The organism is Streptomyces sp. NPDC026206, from assembly GCF_040638465.1.
GTDB lineage: Bacteria > Actinomycetota > Actinomycetes > Streptomycetales > Streptomycetaceae > Streptomyces.
On the sequence record NZ_JBEZYL010000039.1, the window covers coordinates 1 to 15,227 of the forward strand.

Genomic DNA, 15,227 nt, shown 5'->3' on the forward strand with positions numbered 1-15,227 from the left:
CATGCCGTCGTTCGGGCAGAACGTGTCCCGGTGGGTCTCCCCGGCGGCGATGGGTGAAGCAGCAACCGTCTGGGACGCCTCGGAGGGCGATGCCGCGAAACCGGTTGACGCGACGAGTGGAATCACGAACGACGAGATCATGGTTCTCTTGGCTCGCATGCTGGTCTCCTTGAACCCCAGTGCCCCCCTTCCGCGCGAAAGTTGCTCCCTGCGCAGCCCCACAAACAACCCCTCTTCCAGGCTGCGCGCATTCGTCCGAGGCCGCCACTCGCTCCCAAGGCGGGCCCCGTCAGTCCGACCAGTGCCAGCGGGTCGGCAGGTGGACCCGCTCGAAGGCCCGGACGAAACGGAAGAAGGGGTCCAGCCAAGGTGAGCCGGAAAGGGGCGCGACCTCCAGCGCGAGCTGACCTACGACGGGCTGCGGGCCGCCGAGGCCAAGGGCAACAAGGGCGGGCGCCGCCCGGCTATCCCGGCCGACAAGACCGACGCCGTCCGCACCGCCTAGACGGCCGGTCCATCGCCGCCCTGGCCCGTGAGCACGGCGTCAGCCGGGGCGCCGTCCGTACGGCCGTCGCCGACCTCATGCCCGAGCGCACCGTCGCCGGCCACGAGGCTGCTCCCGCTCCGGAGATGCCGGTCACCCTCGACATGCCGGGCAAGGTCGCGGACTTCCTCCGCGTCGCCGAGCTGGACGATGCCGAGCGGGCCGCGCTCGACCAAGGCCGGGCCGTACGGCGCGGCCAGGGCTACACCCTGCTTGTCAGCGCCGGGCCCTTGGTGCACCGCGGACTCCTCGCCCGCTGCCAGCCCTTCGACGGCAGGGAGACCCAGAGCTCGCCGCGGACCTGGATCAGATGGCCGCCGAGCTGCGCAGACCGTGACGGCGGTGGTCTGCATGGAACGACGCTCAGGCTTCTCGCACGTACCCAACGTGCCAGAAAGACCCTCGGATACTCATGAGGCATGTTGGGGGGACTGCTACATGCCCCATATGCCTTACGGGTTCTTCGAACCCTAGACATCCCGCAGCCGCATCAGCTGCTCAGCCCACGGCGCCTGGGCACCGAAGGTGTTGCAGGGAGCATCACACGTTGACGTGGCGTGTGGGTCTGCGCCACGCGCTGCTGTTCCTGCAGACGGGACGTCTGGCGTACCAGCAGCTCAGCCGCTCGCTGCTGGGGTGACAGCACTGCGCGGCGTGCCAGCTCGCCCACCAGCTTGGTGGCTCTTTTCAATAGCCGGGTCATCCCGTCCTGCTGCCGTCGTACGGAGGCCCGTGCGTACTGCACGTCCTCGTGTGCGGCCTGGCGGGCCCGGTGCACGAGGTCGGGAGACGCGCCCCGTTCGCGGAGACGTGCGGCGACCAGACCGCCGCCGGTGCGCTGGAAGTCTTCCGCTTTCCTTCTGGCCGTCGTCTCTGCCTGGTCGGTTCGGGCGGCGGCCTCGAATCGTTGGTGGAGCACCGAGGCCAGGCCCTGGGTGAGCTCTGAGTCGCTGAAGCGGGCAAGCTGACGATCGGCCGGAGCTGTGGGAGTTGCGCGGCGCGTGCTGTCATAGCAATGTCGGCGATCTCCCGCCATCGTGCGGGGTCGCCGGGGCGGAGGGGGTCGGCGAGTGACGTGATCAGCTGGATTTCGGCGTGTGCCTGTGGTGGTGCTTGCAGGAGGGCCAGGGCGTGGCGGGCGGTGAATTCGGCGGCTTCGCGAGGCGTCCAGGTGCGGGTGTGCTCCGTCATGACGGCGTCCAGAGCCGTGGCGTGCGGGCGGCGCGGATGCGCAGGCAGATGTCCTCGAACTCCGCCGGCGTGACCATGGCGCTTTCCAGCAGGATGTCGTATCCCTGGACGAGCGCGTGTGCCTGGCCCTGGGCCCACCACAGATCGCCGTCGGGCCGGACGAGGGCTGCTGCCTCCTGCGGCCGTTCAGCCAGCCATCGGGCGTAGTCGGGGTGGTGGGGGTTGCAGAAGTCCATGTTGATCCAGGCGCAGGGCCCGCGCTGGTCGAGTGCCGCCTTCACCATGCGGGTGACCGCGGTCTTTCCGGCCCCGGTCTGGCCGCCGATGATGATGGCGACCGGGGAGCGCTGGCGCTGTACGCCGGCGAAGTGGACGGGCACGATCTCGTCGCGGAAGATCCTCTGGTTCTCTCCCGGGGGGAGTAACCCCTCGCTCACGGCCGGCTGTCCTGTCCGATGGCGTGGCGTGCCTCGGCGCAGGCCTCGCGGGCTTTGTCGAGGGCGGCCTGGTCGGTCGGCATGACCGAGGTGCGCAGGCGGATCAGGTCGTTGCGGCGCCGGCGCAGGTCGGTCGCGCGCTCGCCCCCTGCGGAGGGGATGGCGGCGCTGAGCTCGGCGACGGTCAGGTTCAGGTCACTGATGGCGTGCTCGTAGCTCTCCCCCGCGTACAGGCCACCGGGCAGGGGCTGGGTCTTGGGAAGGACGGGGTGCGAGTCGTTGTCGGTCATGGACGTGCGAGCTCCTTGAGGTGGGTGGTTGTGCCGAACTCAGCAAGGTGCAGGTGGGTGCCGTCACCCTCCCATCCGGAGACCGACGCGTTCGCCACAGGTGCGGCCTCGGGTTCGGGGCTGCCGAGGCCGGCCAGGGCGTGCCGGAGTGCCGTTACCACCGCGTCGTGGGCGACGAGGACCACGCGCTGGCCCGGGGCGCCGTCGCGGAGTTCGGTGAGGAAATCGCGGACCCGCACGGTGACGTCGGCCAGGGACTCACCACCCGGAGGGCGGTAGAACCATTCCCCGACCTGTTCGCGGCGCGCCGCCTCCTCGGGGGCTCGGGTGCGGATGGCGGCCGGGGTGAGGAGTTCGAGTACGCCCATCTCGCGGTCCCGCAGCCGTTCGTCCACGAATGCCGGCGGTGGTGTGTATCCCTGCTCGCGGGCGTGGGAGGTCATGCCGTCCCAGGTCTGGAGTGCCCGCAGGTAGGGCGAGCTGACCACGAGGTCCGGACGGTGGGCGGGATCGAGCGCAGCGAGCCACCGTCCGGCGGCGCGGGCCTGTAACAGGCCCAGGTCGGAGAGCGGCACCTGGGCGTCACCGCACTCCAGCAGTGCCGCCGGGTACCCGGTTTCCGCTGCTTCCTCGAAGAGCACATTGGCCGTGCTCTGCCCGTGGCGAATGGCGGTGAGCCGCGCGAGGCCACAGCGTAGGGGCATCGGCTCGTGCATCATGTGGTCCCTCACCTCAGAATGTGATCCACAGCGACTCTAGGCCGACCGGCTGATGACACACCACACAATTCGGGCCGCCTGAACGCGACTTGAGAGCCCGTGTCTCTTCCTCCGCTCTTGGGTGTCCAGTGACGTCGAAGGTTGCGGATTGGAGACGTACCTTGCGGGGGATCTTGCGTACGGCGGAGTTACCTTGCGGCGAGGGGGGTTCAGCCGGACGTGGTGCAGGCGTGAGAGGTCGTGCCAGGCGGTTCCGCCGGGCCGCCGGCGGACGGCTTCGAGGTGAGGTAGGTCGCCCTTCCGGCGGCGGGAAACCGTTCCTTCACAGGGTGAGCCGATTGGTCACCCGATTGCGCCCCGAAGTGTTTGCGCCAGCACAGGGTGTACGCAGTGATCACCATTCCGCGCAGGTCAGTCAACTCCGACCGCAGGGCTAATTGCCCCAGGGCCGTCGCCTGGGCGTCACTCCTCGCAGGGCCCAGCTGTGCCCTTCTCGGATGCCTGGCTTGAGTTTCACGAGATGAGGAGGCTATCCAGGACATTGTTCGGATTCATAGTTTTCAAATTGATTGAGGTAACCCCGGGCAGGTCAGCGCCGCCGCACTGATTGAGGGGCCCGGTGACGGGCACGCCGAGCAGGTTGCCACCTGCGGCGCTGGGGTGGGAGACGGCCGCGCCCCGCGCTGCGGCGCTCAGATGCTGGTTGGCGCAGCCGTTGCCCAGCGCCGGGGACAGGAAGCCGCCCAAACCCCCTGCCGAGGCTGGAGCCGCGGATGCGACCTGGGCAGCCGCGAGTACGGCGAGACAGACAGCAATACGGGTTGGAAGCGCATGGATACTCATGCCTGCCCCTAACGCGCACACGGCCGGACCATAACGGGCGGAAGACCGTCATCCCTCGAACAGCGGTAGCAGGACCCACCCGCCTGACGGGACCTCAACCAGCCCCGTATCACCTTTGCGGGGTAACAACCTCGCGCTTCCGGCCGGACCAGTCACCCTCACACGAGCGCAGCTTTCGGGCAACCGACGAAAGGGTGACCGCCGTCCACCCAGCCCACAGAAAATGACTACAAACCGGCGTCCTGTGCCCGACCGCAGACACGGCCGCGGGCAAGGCATCCATCACCAAAGATGCAAAGTAAACCTGCGCGATAGCAACGCCGTCCATCCTGGCCAATCTTTCATCTCGCTGGTCACATCCATCACGCGGTGCAGTCTTCAGCTGAACCGGACATGGGGTTGCGGCTGGGACGAGGACGGAGCGTCTCCGGTCAGGCGGCTTCTGGCATCACATAGCCGTGGGCGACGTCACGGCGTTCGGCGGGGCGGTTCGTGCGGCGGGTGAGGCGTCGGGTCATGAGCGTGATGGCGGCCCAGGTGATCAGTGATTCGCTCACCTCGGGGAGGCGTTCGTGGTCGCGGCAGTGGCGGCGGGCCCTCAAGATCCACGACCAAGTTCGCTCGACTGCCCACCTGCGTGGGAGGACGACGAATCCCTTGGTGTCCGGCGGGCGCCGGACCGTCTTGATGGTGATGTCGAGGTACTTCTTCGCCCAGGGCACCAGCTGGTTCTTGGCGTATGCAGAGTCTGCCCAGACGATGGCGATCTCCGGATGCAGGAATGCGAGGCGGAACAGCAGCTCCCGTGCGACGAGTGAGTCCTGGGCTCCGGCATCGGTGACCATGACCAGCAGCACGAGGCCGCGATGGTCGCAGATGAGGTGTCGCTTCCGGCCGTTGATCAACTTTCCGCCGTCCCACCCGCGCGTCGCTTTGCTGACGGTCTCGGACGCCTTGACGGACTGGGAGTCCACGAGCACCGACGCGGTGTTGGGTGTCTTGCCCGCGGCGAGGCGGATGCGGCGGCGGAGGTGCTCACGGATGGTGCCCAGGACGCCGGCAGCGGCCCACCTCCGGGCAAACCCATAGATCGTCCGCCAGGGCGGGTAGTCCGAAGGCATACTGCGCCACTTGATCCCGTTATCGACCAGGTAGCGGATGCCGTCGACGATCTCCCGCCGGGGCCATTTCTCCGGATGTCCGCCTGAAGGCAGCGTGCAGGCCGGTGGCGGGAGGAGCGGTGCGATGAGGGCCCATTCGGCGTCGGTGGTGTCGTAGGGGTAGCGGGATGTGCGCATAGAGAAGAAGAAGGGGCCGGCCCGGGGTGCGGTCGGCGGGCCGGGGCCAGCCCCTCGTTCTCCTTCTTGGTGGTGCGGTCCGCCGCTTCGGCTACTGGATCTGCGGGCGGGCGATCATGTCCAGTGCGCTTTGGACCGCGTTCATCTGGGCGACGACGTACTGAACCCAGCGGCTCTTGGGAAAGAGCTTGGCGTGCGGTGCCAGGACACCGGTGATGACCCGACTGATCTGCGTGAACTTCACGTCGGCCCACTGCTGTTCCCACTCCTCCAGCACGTCGGGGTCCAGGCAGAAGTGGTAGCCGGACTCACCCGACCACACCAGCGGCGGCCAGTCCTTCTCCCCGGCCAGTTCACGGAAGGCGGCCAGCCCGCGCACCAGCTGGGAGCCGGACAACTCGGTGACCGCCATCAGCCGGGTCTTCTTCAGCCCGGCCGGGGCGACCTCCATCAACGCGAGCCGGATCGAGTCGGCGTGGCGCCCCGCCGTGGGTGAGCGGCGCCGGTCGCGCTCCGTCCTTCGGGCGCGCGGCATCGCCTATTCGCCCGACACCGGACTCTGTACCTGCCAGCCCCGCACCCGCTTCGCCGCGTCCTCGGTCCACCGGGATTTACCGTAACGGCGGTTGAACGGCGGATTGCGGATCACCTTGAACCGGTCCGGAACCCCGACCAGGATCCGGTGAATGTCGATCGACACCCCCTTGACCCGCTGCTCGGGGGGCCAGTAAGCCGCGGTGAACCGGTAGTGCATCACGCTGCTGACCGACACCCCGACGTCGTCCGCGAACCGGTGCAGGGTCTCTTCTACCGACTGGACATCCTCACCCAGTGCCGCACGTGCGCCCCCCCTTGGACTGCAGGGGCTCGATCTCCAGCGCGTGGTCCCCGATGGTGAACTGAAATGCGCTGCATCTGCCCGACCAGTTCCCGGTCGCCGGCAATGATCTGCTCGTAGCGCTCGCGGGTTATGTGGCCAATCGTGGCGGTGAGCATGACGCCTCACCATCTCTCACGGGCAGGGGCCTGGCAGACCGGACCACCGGCGACAACACCCCAGCCCAACACCCGTCAGAGTCAACCCGGTTTGAGATCCACCACCAGCAACGACAGCAAATGACCGTTCGAAAGCAAATCGGACACATGAACCGTTCGCGGAAGCGTTTATCCGAACGCTTGGACGAACGGTTCCTTCCGAACCGCCCAGGCCCTGCGGCGACACCGCGGCGAGCAGTACACCGCGTTGCGGCGGTGATCCACCCCGGCCACCCAGACCGCCTCGCACACCGGGCACACCCGCCGACCCTCGTTCCGCTCCAGCGCGGCCGCCCGCAGCCTCACCCGCCGCCACTGCCTGGAACGGCACACCCCTGAGCAGAACACCGCCCGGGGCCCGGCGTCCGGCCTCAGCCAGTCACCGCAGCCCGGACAACGCCGTCCGCGTACAGGCCCGTCAATCCTGGCCACCGAGCCAGATTAGACCCGCCCGAAGATCCATAGGGGGTTGAGAAATGGGCACTCAGCATGCCGGCCGTAGTGCCGCAGGCCGAGGCGGCACGGGCGGAGATCACCGAGTTTCTCCGCGTCGCCCTCGGCCGCCCCGGCGGCCGCTGACCAAGCGAGTCCGACGGACGGGCCGCGGCGTCCGCCGGCGACCCGCGCCCCGAATCGAGCGGTCAATGTCACCTGCCAAACGGCCAAGATCACCTGTCAGAGGACAATCGGTACCCCACGCGGACACAACCTGTGGGCTGTCCCGTCTCAGGCAATCTGGTCCCAATCTCAGATGATCTGGTCCGATTCGCTCGTCGTCTCAGATGAGGCATGGGCGTTGCTGGCCGCTTCGGGGGCAACGTCGCGGAACTGCGGCGCCTGTGCCTGAGGCGGGTGCGACAGCGGGGCCTGGCAGGGTCTCTGCCGCCGTTGGGCGGCCCGTGCCGCGCCGCTGCTGGTGCAGCCGGCGCTGTTCCATCTGCTGTGGTGCGGTGAGCTGGCCGCTGACGTGCACCGGGAGGACGACACCGCCGACCGCATCAGCCCCAGGATGTAAACCCGTGGGCCGATGCTGCACCGGAGGGGCACGTGACAGTGTTCCCCTGTGCCCACGGACTGGCCGTCGCGGCGCGATTGACGATCCGTGGCCACGGGAGGGCCCATGACCACCACGCCGTTCACCAGCCGGAAGGACATGACGCGCCGCCGCATGCTGGGAGCCGCGCTGGCCGCCGGGGCCGCCGTGCCGCTTGCCGCCATCGCCAGCCCCGCATGGGCGGACCCGGGCGCGCCCGGGTCCGCCCATGCGGGGCTCACGCTGCCCGTGCCCACCGGGCCGCACCCGGTGGGCACGGTCCAACTGCACCTCGTCGACCGGTCGCGCCCGGACGACATCGCGGGCCCCGGGCACTTCCGCGAGCTGATGGCCACCGTCTGGTACCCCGCCCGGGACGTCGAGCGGTACCCGGTGGCGCCCTGGATGCCGGCCGGCGCGCTTCAGGCGTTCCTCGCCGACGTGGGGTTCAGCGACCTGGTCCCCCTGGCGCCGCTCACTGCCGGGCACGTGGGCGCTCCGGTGCGGCGGTCGGGCCGACGGCTGCCCGTCGTCTTGTTCTCGCACGGCGCGCACAGCCACCAGGGCGACCACACCATCATGGTCCAGGAGCTCGCCAGCCACGGATACGCGGCTGTGACGGTGGCTCACCAGTACGACACTTACACCGAGTTCCCCGACGGTCGGGTCGCTGTCCCGCTCCGCGACCGGAAGGCGCCGACGCTGCCTGGGGACTTCGCCGCGGATCTGCGCTTCGTCCTCGACTGCGTCGAGCAGCTCGCCGCCGGGTGCAATCCGGACGTCGACCGGCGGGAGCTGCCGGCCGGGCTGCTCGGCTCCCTCGACCCGCGGCGCATAGGCGCGTTCGGCTGGTCGAAGGGCGGGACGGCCACCGCCTGCGCCACGCTCGCGGACGAGCGCATCCTGGCCGGGCTGAGCCTTGACGGCCCGATGCAGATGAACCCGCCGCTGGCCGGCGACCTGGACCGGCCGTTCATGATGATGTCCGCCGCGTTCACCCGGGCCACGGATCCCGAGGCCGCCGCGTTCTGGTCGCACCTGCGGGGCTGGCGGCTGAACATCCAGGCCCAGGGCGCCGTCCACGTCTCGTACGGCGACAACGAGGCGCTGTTCCCAGAGGTGGCGAAGCTGTTCGGATGGAGCGGGCAGCAGCTCCAGGACGTGATCGGCACCCTCGATCCTGACCAGGCGGTGAAGATCCAGCAGGCGTACCCGCTCGCGTTCTTCGACGAGCACCTGCGCCACCGTCGGGGGCACCTGCTCGACGGGCCGTCCCCAGCCTTCCCGGCAGTGACGTTCCTCCCCTGAGTACCCGGGACCGCGGCGGCGCGGTCCGCCGCAGGCGCTCGAGGGAGCAGGACGACTGGACCGAGTTCCACCCGAACCACCTCGGGTTCAGCGCGCCGTGGGACGGCTTGTACGACACGCAAGGGATCCGCAGTCAAGATCGTTTGGCAAACGGTCAAGATAACTTGACAGAGGACACCCGTCAGGCCGGCGCCCCTGCCCCCGGGTTCACCGATCTGCATGACCGGTACATCGGCACGGAGCCTGCGGTTCCTCCGGTTGAGCGAATAGCCGCGTTCGTCTCCGCGCTCTTGGAACGATGGCCGGACCTCACCGAGGACGACATCTCGCCTTGGTCGACCGGTCCGCTGATCAGGGAGGCCCGCGGTCCGCTGATCTACTTCCCCATGCGCTGGAGCATGGCGGCGGAGGCGTCTGCCCACGCGGCGGAGATTGCTTGGTCGATGGGCCTCAACTGCTTCGACCCGCAGGCACGGCGACTCCGGCCCTGACGCTGGCGAGGGAACGTTCGGACCGTCTCGTCAGAGTCTTCTGGCTGAGTCAGTTGCCGATTCGAAGCCGCGTGACCGGACCGGATCGACTGAGACAACACCCAGCATCCAACCAGCCGGGACCAGACCACCTGAGATTTTCGGAAGCGCAGCGTCTCAAGTGATCTGGTCGCCGCAGGTTACAGCCCTACCCACAGACCAGATCGTTTGAGACGGGACATGGGCCCTCGCGGCATGCAGGGGTCAAGTCGCAGGTACCCGGCTGCGGCCAAGCGGTGCGGGCGTGCCCACATCCTGTCGGACGGGCCGGGAAGAGGACACGGCAGGCTACGGCCTGTCGTGATCCACTTCTCCCGATCGGCCCTTGCCCCATGCCCGTTGCCCCGGCCCGTCCGATAGCCCCAACTGCCGCCGAGCGCGAGCGGCTGAAGAAGTTGGCCTACGGCCACAAGACCGAGTACCGGTTGAGGGTGCGGGCGCAGGTCGTGCTGCACGCGGCGCGCGGGCGCTCCAACGCGCGCATCGCCCGCGAGACGGGGCTGCATCTGGACACGGTGCGCAAGTGGCGGGGGCGGTTCGCCGAGCTGGGTCTTGCGGGCCTGGCCGATCGAAAACGCACCGGCCGCCCGGCTTCCTTCACCGCACTGCAGGCCGCCCGGGTCAAAGCGCTGGCCTGCCGACTGCCTGCCGAGACCGGGGCGCCGCTGTCGCGCTGGTCGTGCCCGGAGCTGGCCCGCGAAGCCATGGTCCAGGGCATCGCCACGTCCGTGTCGGCCTCCACCGTGCGTCGATGGCTGGCCGAGGACGCGCTCAAGCCCTGGCAACACCGTTCCTGGATCTTCATCACCGACCCGGGTTTCCAACCCAAGGCCGAGCGTGTTCTGGACCTGTACGCCCGCGCCTGGGGCGGCGTCCCGCTCGGGGAGGATGAGTACGTCGTCAGCGCCGACGAGAAGACCTCCATTCAGGCCCGCTGCCGCTGCCACCCCACCCTCGCCCCGGGCCGGGCGAGAGCGATGCGCGTCAACCACACCTACGGACGCGGCGGAGCACTGGCCTACCTTGCCGCCTACGACGTCCACGCCGCGAAGGTGTTCGGCCGCACCGAACCGCGCACCGGCATCGACCCGTTCATGAACCTGGTCACCCAGGTCATGAACACCGAACCCTACGCCAGCGCCAAGCGGGTCTTTTGGATCGTCGACAACGGCTCCTCACACCGAGCAAAGAAGGCCGCCGATCGGCTGACCACCGCCTTCCCGAACGCCGTCATGGTCCACACCCCTATCCACGCCTCCTGGTTGAACCAGGTGGAGATCTACTTCTCCGTCGTCCAGCGCAAGGTCGTCTCGCCCAACGACTTCACCGACCTCGTCCAGGTCGGGGACCGGCTCCGAGCCTTCGAAGACCGCTACAACGCCATGGCACAGCCGTTCCAGTGGAAGTTCACCGCCTCCGACCTGGACGATCTGCTGGCCAGGCTCGACCGGCAGGCCGCCGATCATCAGGAAGAATCCTCGTTCCGCCTCGTCGCATGATCAACCCCCGAAGGACTTCCGGAGCCGACCACTAAGCATCGACGGAGCGGGCCACATGTAGGTACCGCAACAATGGGCCCGGTGCTGGAGTGCTAGCGCATCGTGACGTTCAGGTGCTCCGCCAAGGGGAGCAGCCCCTCGATACGGCGGCGACCCTTGTCCTCGAAGATCTGCTGGAGCGTGTCACGGGCGAGGACCTGGTAGCGCATCCACTCCCCCGCCATGGCCTGCACGCGGGTGAGGATGGTCACCGCGTCGGCGAACCGGGACTCCCAGTTCTGGGCCTGCGCTACGTCCAGCAGGTGCCGGCCGCGGGTTGCGGGGTGCGGCTGGCGAAACTGCGCTGGCGCATCGAGCATGACTACCGCGAGCTGAAGACTTCGCTCGGGCTCGACCACTTCGAGGGACGTTCCTTCGTCGGCTGGCACCGCCACGTCACCCTCGTCACCGCGGCCCATCTGTTCCTGACCGAACAGCGGACCGACCCAAAAGCCTCTGCCAGGGCCTGACTCTCTACCAGGCCTGGACCAGCTCCAACGCCTACTCGTGACCTGGACCGGTACCTGTCCGACCTGCCACCAGCCCACACCCTGGCAGCCCTACGACACCACCTAACAAAGCACTACTAATGGATGACCCCGCTCTTGTCGACGGTGAACTTCCCGCTCGGCGCCCCGTTGAACGTGCCCTTGTTGATCCATTCGGTCAGCGCCGCGGTGACCGTGCCGTGCGGTCCCGCCCATGGCGTACCGGGGGCCTGGCCGTAGACCGTCGCCGGGCTCGGGGGCGTGCAGCGTTCACCGTCGCATCCTTCCCACTCGAAGACGTGGCTGGCGCAGGTGACCTGGACCATCACCTTGTTCGTCGTCGACGCCGGAAGCGCGTTGTAGATGGCCGTTGCGTTGGCCACCGGCGCGGTGGCGTCGCCGGTGCCGTGGAGCACCATGACCGGCATCTTCAGTTGCTGCGCCACGGTGGTGTTGAAGCCGTAGGTGCTGAAGGTCGGTGTGCGGCTCAGGCCGTCGGGGTGGTTGGGGTCGGTGCCACCCCACTTCTCCCCGATGTGGTCCCCCTTCATGAGCTCCTTCCAGACGTCGTCCTGGGCGCCCAACGGGATGCGGCCGGTGCAATCCTGATCGCTGGTTCCGCCGACCGTCGCGAGCGGCCAGGTGCTCACGCCCCTGCGATCGGTGAGGGTCAGGGGGAAGGAGACGAGGCCCGGCGACGTCGGTTCCTCGGTCGGCAGACCGAAGAGCGACGACATGAAGACGGCGCTGTTGACCTTCGCGATCGTGGCCGCGCTGTCGGGCAGGACCGGGTTGGCCTCGTAGAGCGTCCGCCCGACACGGGGTCCTCCGAGCGAGTACCCGACGAGGGTCACCTTGCCGTCCGTCGGCTTGGCCTTCGCGATGGCGTCGTCGATGGCCTGGCGGATGTCACGCACCCACGTGTCCATGCTCGCGAAGCGCACCTTGCTGGAGTGGGCGTACAGCTTGTCGAGCGGGTTCGGGTTGAGTTTTTCGGCCTGCTGCTTGAGCGGAAAGATCGCGGGGTTGTGCGAACGGTCGCACAACCCCGTCGGCTCCGGGCAAGTGCCGTCGGCGTTGAAGGGAACCGAGAGGCTGGCGTTGTGGGGGTCGTCCAGGCCGTGCTCGAACCGCGTGGAATAGCCGTAGCCGAGCATGTCCGGCGCGAAGGTGTCGATGCCCGCTCGGGCGAGCCCTTCCTGCACGCTCATCTTGTTGTTGTGCTGGTCCTTGCCCTTCAGGTCGAAGACCGGCCGCCCTGGAATCGAACGGCCGTGGATCAGCACGGCGGCCTTGGAGGGCGCGTTCGGGCACCGCCCGTGCTGGTACTCCGGCTGCACCCGGTGCACGGCCACCTTCGCCTTCTGCCCGTTGAACTGCGGGTCCGGCATCAGACCGTTCGGCACGGTGAAGTCCAGCGCGTAGTCGCTGGTGGTGATGTCGGTCGGCTTCTCGTCGCAGGGCGGATCCGCGAACCGGATGGCGTCGACAGCGAGCAGCCCGGCCACGCCGAAGGTGCCCACGGCCAGGCAGGTCCCCAGCGCGATCCACCGCCTGTGCACGACTGACCGGCTCCGCCACCACCGGGCCGGCGCCCACCCGCGCCCTTGGCCGTCGTTCTCCTGACTGCCGTCCACCGCATCTCCCGACTGCCTAAGCTCGCGGATCACCTCTACGCCGCATCCTTCGCCGGGCGCGCGGGCCTCGCCACGCGAGTTCGGCCGAACAGACGACTGACGGAACCGGGCGTAGATCTACTGGCCTAGTAGTGCTTTGTTAGGTGGTGCCGTAGGGCTGCCAGGGTGTGGGCTGGTGGCAGGTCGGACAGGTACCGGTCCAGGTCACGAGTAGGCGTTGGAGCTGGTGCAGGGCCTGGTAGAGAGTCAGGCCCTGGCAGGGGCTCTTGGGTCGGTCCGCTGTTCGGTCAGGAACAGATGGGCCGCGGTGACGAGGGTGACGTGGCGGTGCCAGCCGGCGAAGGAACGTCCCTCGAAGTGGTCGAGCCCGAGCGAAGTCTTCAGCTCGCGGTAGTCATGCTCGATGCGCCAGCGCAGTTTCGCCAGCCGCACCAGGTCCGGGACCGGGATGTCGGCAGGCAGGTTCGAAATCCAGTACTTGACCGGCTCATCCTGACCGTCGGGCCACTGGGCAATCAGCCAGCGGAGTGGGATCGTGCCGTCGAGGGCAGGCTTGGGCCGGCGGCCGGCCAGCCGGACTCGTAAAGCGATGAAAGCCGAGGTCATCGGACCTTTCGAACCCTTACGCCAAGTGATGGTGACGGCCTGGTCCCAGCCGGCGTCCAGCACATGCTCGCGCAGGCTGACCGGCCGGGTCCGGTATCGCGGCAGCGGGCGGGGCCCAAGACCGCCATAGACGGGCTGGTGGGGTTCGGCCGTGGCCGGGTAGGCGGTCAGCTCACCCTTGACCTGCAGAGCGAAGGCCAGGCCGCGTTCTTCCAGTCCCCGGCGGAAGGAAGCATTGGCACCGTAGTCGATGTCGGCGACCAGCACGTCCGGCCGCAGGCCGGTGGCGGCGAGTTCATCGAGCATCTCCAGCGCGAGCTGCCACTTGGGCCGGTGACGCTCGTCCCCGGGGACGCGGCAGCGGGCCCGCTGCCCGGCTGCCTCAGGCAGGTCCCACTTCTCCGGCAGGAACAACCGCCAGGCCAGCGGGCAGGAAGCCGCATCGGAGGCGGCATGGACACTGACCCCGATCTGGCAGTTCCCGACCTTTCCCAAGGTCCCGGAGTACCCACGGGTCGATCCCAGCATCGTCGAAGGCTTCAACCACGCACTCCAGCACCAGCCGCTGCTGGGGGTCAACCCGAGAGGCCTCCCGCGGCGAGATACCGAAGAAGTCCGCGTCGAAGCCGGTCACATCGTCAAGGAACCTACCCGCCGAAGTATAGGACTTCCCCGGCCGCGGCCTCCCGTCTGTGGAGAATCGTCGGGCTTCGAACCGGTCACCGGGAACCTCACCAACCACATCTCGGCCCTCAACCAGGACCTTCCGCAGCCCCTCCAGTGAGCAGATCCCGCCCGGGAGCCGCAAACCGACACCCACCACCGCGACCGCCGCGTCCATCCAGTCCGCCCCGGACGAGCCCGGGCTCAGAGCCTCCTCAGCCCCGCCCGCCGCCCCCGCACCAGCCCACGACGAGACCATATGCCCCCACCCGCCCACGAAGCCGGATCCACCTGACCGGACGCACGAAAGGCATTTCCACGACCCCAAAGCGAAAACGATTCACACCCACAGTCACCATATTTCGCTATCAGTCGAACGCATTACCTATCCGACGGCTCTGTGCTGGCAGCAAGGGAGTGAGCAGGCAACGGTCCAGGCGTTCAGCCGGCAGGCTGTAAGACCGACCGGCCATAGGCGCCCGGGAGGCAGCGGGGGCATCAGAACGGCCACGGCTCCACATGATCACGGACTTCTCTGCGCCGAGTAATCACAAAGGACGACAACCGCCATGACTCGCCTCTGCTCGGACCGACTCTCCACGCAGCAATGGACCAGCTCGGGCCACTGCCGGACGACGTGAACGTCAACCTCGACCGGGGCTATGACAGCAACACATCCCGCCCGCCCTCCTCCGGAAGTTGGGCTTCACCGGTGAGATCGCCCGCAAGGGCGTGCCGGCCCCGTTCCAGGTCGGCAAGCGGTGGGGCGTGGAACGAACGCACTCGTGGATGAACAGCTACGGCAAGCTGCGACGCTGCACCGAGAAGAGCAGCACCGTCGTCGAGTTCTACCTCCACCTGCCCGCAGCACTCGTCACTCTCCGCATGCTGATCTGCCACGCCACCATTCACTACCTCTGGGATCAGCGTCCCACCACACGCCGCCTCAAGTGATCCATTTACCGGTCGGTTCTAAGACCGTGTCCTACATGGCTGTTGTCCGTTGGTGTGGTCATGGGGAGTGGGCGGTGGGACTGGATTGTTCCCGGCGGTCTGTGGCAGTTGGT

13 protein-coding genes and 4 pseudogenes are annotated in these 15,227 nt (G+C 68.2%); 6 read left to right on the forward strand and 11 right to left on the reverse strand.

Annotated features, from left to right (window positions below):
• Positions 1-582 precede the first annotated feature (582 nt).
• On the forward strand, positions 583-960 hold the full coding sequence (locus AB0F13_RS27435; protein ID WP_362087789.1) for a hypothetical protein: 378 nt from the start codon (positions 583-585) through the stop codon (positions 958-960).
• Positions 961-1,731: 771 nt separating this feature from the next.
• On the opposite strand, the gene AB0F13_RS27440 is transcribed toward AB0F13_RS27435, so the two are convergent.
• From AB0F13_RS27440 to AB0F13_RS27470, 7 genes and pseudogenes are all read right to left on the reverse strand, one after another.
• Positions 1,732-2,172 (reverse strand): zeta toxin family protein, encoded by a 441-nt coding sequence (locus AB0F13_RS27440; protein WP_362087792.1) that lies wholly within the window; start codon positions 2,170-2,172, stop codon positions 1,732-1,734.
• The gene (locus tag AB0F13_RS27445) at positions 2,169-2,462 is read right to left on the reverse strand and encodes a hypothetical protein (protein ID WP_362087795.1); all 294 of its coding nucleotides are present in this window, start codon (positions 2,460-2,462) and stop codon (positions 2,169-2,171) included. The genes AB0F13_RS27440 and AB0F13_RS27445 overlap by 4 nt, the downstream gene beginning before the upstream one ends.
• Entirely contained in the window at positions 2,459-3,181 is a 723-nt protein-coding gene (locus AB0F13_RS27450; protein WP_362087798.1) for a histidine phosphatase family protein, read from the reverse strand. Before AB0F13_RS27450 ends, AB0F13_RS27445 begins: the two co-directional genes overlap by 4 nt.
• Before the next feature lie 513 nt (positions 3,182-3,694).
• Positions 3,695-4,024: a hypothetical protein gene (locus AB0F13_RS27455; RefSeq protein WP_362087801.1), complete on the reverse strand. Its 330-nt coding sequence runs from the start codon at positions 4,022-4,024 to the stop codon at positions 3,695-3,697.
• 497 nt (positions 4,025-4,521) lie between these two features.
• Positions 4,522-5,322 (reverse strand): annotated as a pseudogene (locus tag AB0F13_RS27460) (IS5 family transposase); the annotation flags it as partial.
• A 91-nt stretch (positions 5,323-5,413) separates the two neighbouring features.
• Complete coding sequence (locus AB0F13_RS27465; protein ID WP_362087804.1) at positions 5,414-5,857, reverse strand: RacP protein; 444 nt, start codon at positions 5,855-5,857, stop codon at positions 5,414-5,416.
• A gap of 3 nt (positions 5,858-5,860) precedes the next feature.
• Entirely contained in the window at positions 5,861-6,094 is a 234-nt protein-coding gene (locus tag AB0F13_RS27470; protein WP_362087807.1) for a DUF6192 family protein, read from the reverse strand.
• Between the two features lie 1,383 nt (positions 6,095-7,477).
• Between AB0F13_RS27470 and AB0F13_RS27475 the strand changes: the two genes are divergently transcribed.
• From AB0F13_RS27475 to AB0F13_RS27485, 3 genes are all read left to right on the forward strand, one after another.
• Positions 7,478-8,698 carry an acetylhydrolase gene (locus AB0F13_RS27475; protein ID WP_362087810.1) on the forward strand — a complete coding sequence of 407 codons (1,221 nt, stop codon included), beginning with the start codon at positions 7,478-7,480 and terminating at the stop codon, positions 8,696-8,698.
• Between the two features lie 164 nt (positions 8,699-8,862).
• The gene (locus AB0F13_RS27480) at positions 8,863-9,189 is read left to right on the forward strand and encodes a hypothetical protein (protein ID WP_362087813.1); all 327 of its coding nucleotides are present in this window, start codon (positions 8,863-8,865) and stop codon (positions 9,187-9,189) included.
• A 371-nt stretch (positions 9,190-9,560) separates the two neighbouring features.
• Positions 9,561-10,727: an IS630 family transposase gene (locus AB0F13_RS27485; protein WP_362087816.1), complete on the forward strand. Its 1,167-nt coding sequence runs from the start codon at positions 9,561-9,563 to the stop codon at positions 10,725-10,727.
• Between the two features lie 92 nt (positions 10,728-10,819).
• Here the strand turns inward: AB0F13_RS27485 and AB0F13_RS27490 are convergent, their stop codons facing one another.
• Entirely contained in the window at positions 10,820-10,978 is a 159-nt protein-coding gene (locus AB0F13_RS27490; RefSeq protein ID WP_362087819.1) for a hypothetical protein, read from the reverse strand.
• A gap of 72 nt (positions 10,979-11,050) precedes the next feature.
• On the opposite strand from AB0F13_RS27490, the pseudogene AB0F13_RS27495 reads away from it, so the two are divergent.
• A pseudogene (locus AB0F13_RS27495) lies at positions 11,051-11,236 on the forward strand (transposase); the annotation flags it as partial.
• A 116-nt stretch (positions 11,237-11,352) separates the two neighbouring features.
• Here AB0F13_RS27495 and AB0F13_RS27500 read toward each other — a convergent pair.
• The 3 genes and pseudogenes from AB0F13_RS27500 to AB0F13_RS27510 all read right to left on the reverse strand — a co-directional run.
• Positions 11,353-12,816: an alpha/beta fold hydrolase gene (locus tag AB0F13_RS27500; protein ID WP_362087822.1), complete on the reverse strand. Its 1,464-nt coding sequence runs from the start codon at positions 12,814-12,816 to the stop codon at positions 11,353-11,355.
• Between the two features lie 321 nt (positions 12,817-13,137).
• Entirely contained in the window at positions 13,138-14,040 is a 903-nt protein-coding gene (locus AB0F13_RS27505; protein WP_362087824.1) for an IS701 family transposase, read from the reverse strand.
• 19 nt (positions 14,041-14,059) lie between these two features.
• Positions 14,060-14,419 (reverse strand): annotated as a pseudogene (locus tag AB0F13_RS27510) (beta-ketoacyl synthase N-terminal-like domain-containing protein); the annotation flags it as partial.
• A 285-nt stretch (positions 14,420-14,704) separates the two neighbouring features.
• Between AB0F13_RS27510 and AB0F13_RS27515 the strand changes: the two are divergent.
• Positions 14,705-15,114: pseudogene (locus AB0F13_RS27515) on the forward strand (IS5/IS1182 family transposase); the annotation flags it as partial.
• Between the last annotated feature and the right edge of the window lie 113 nt (positions 15,115-15,227).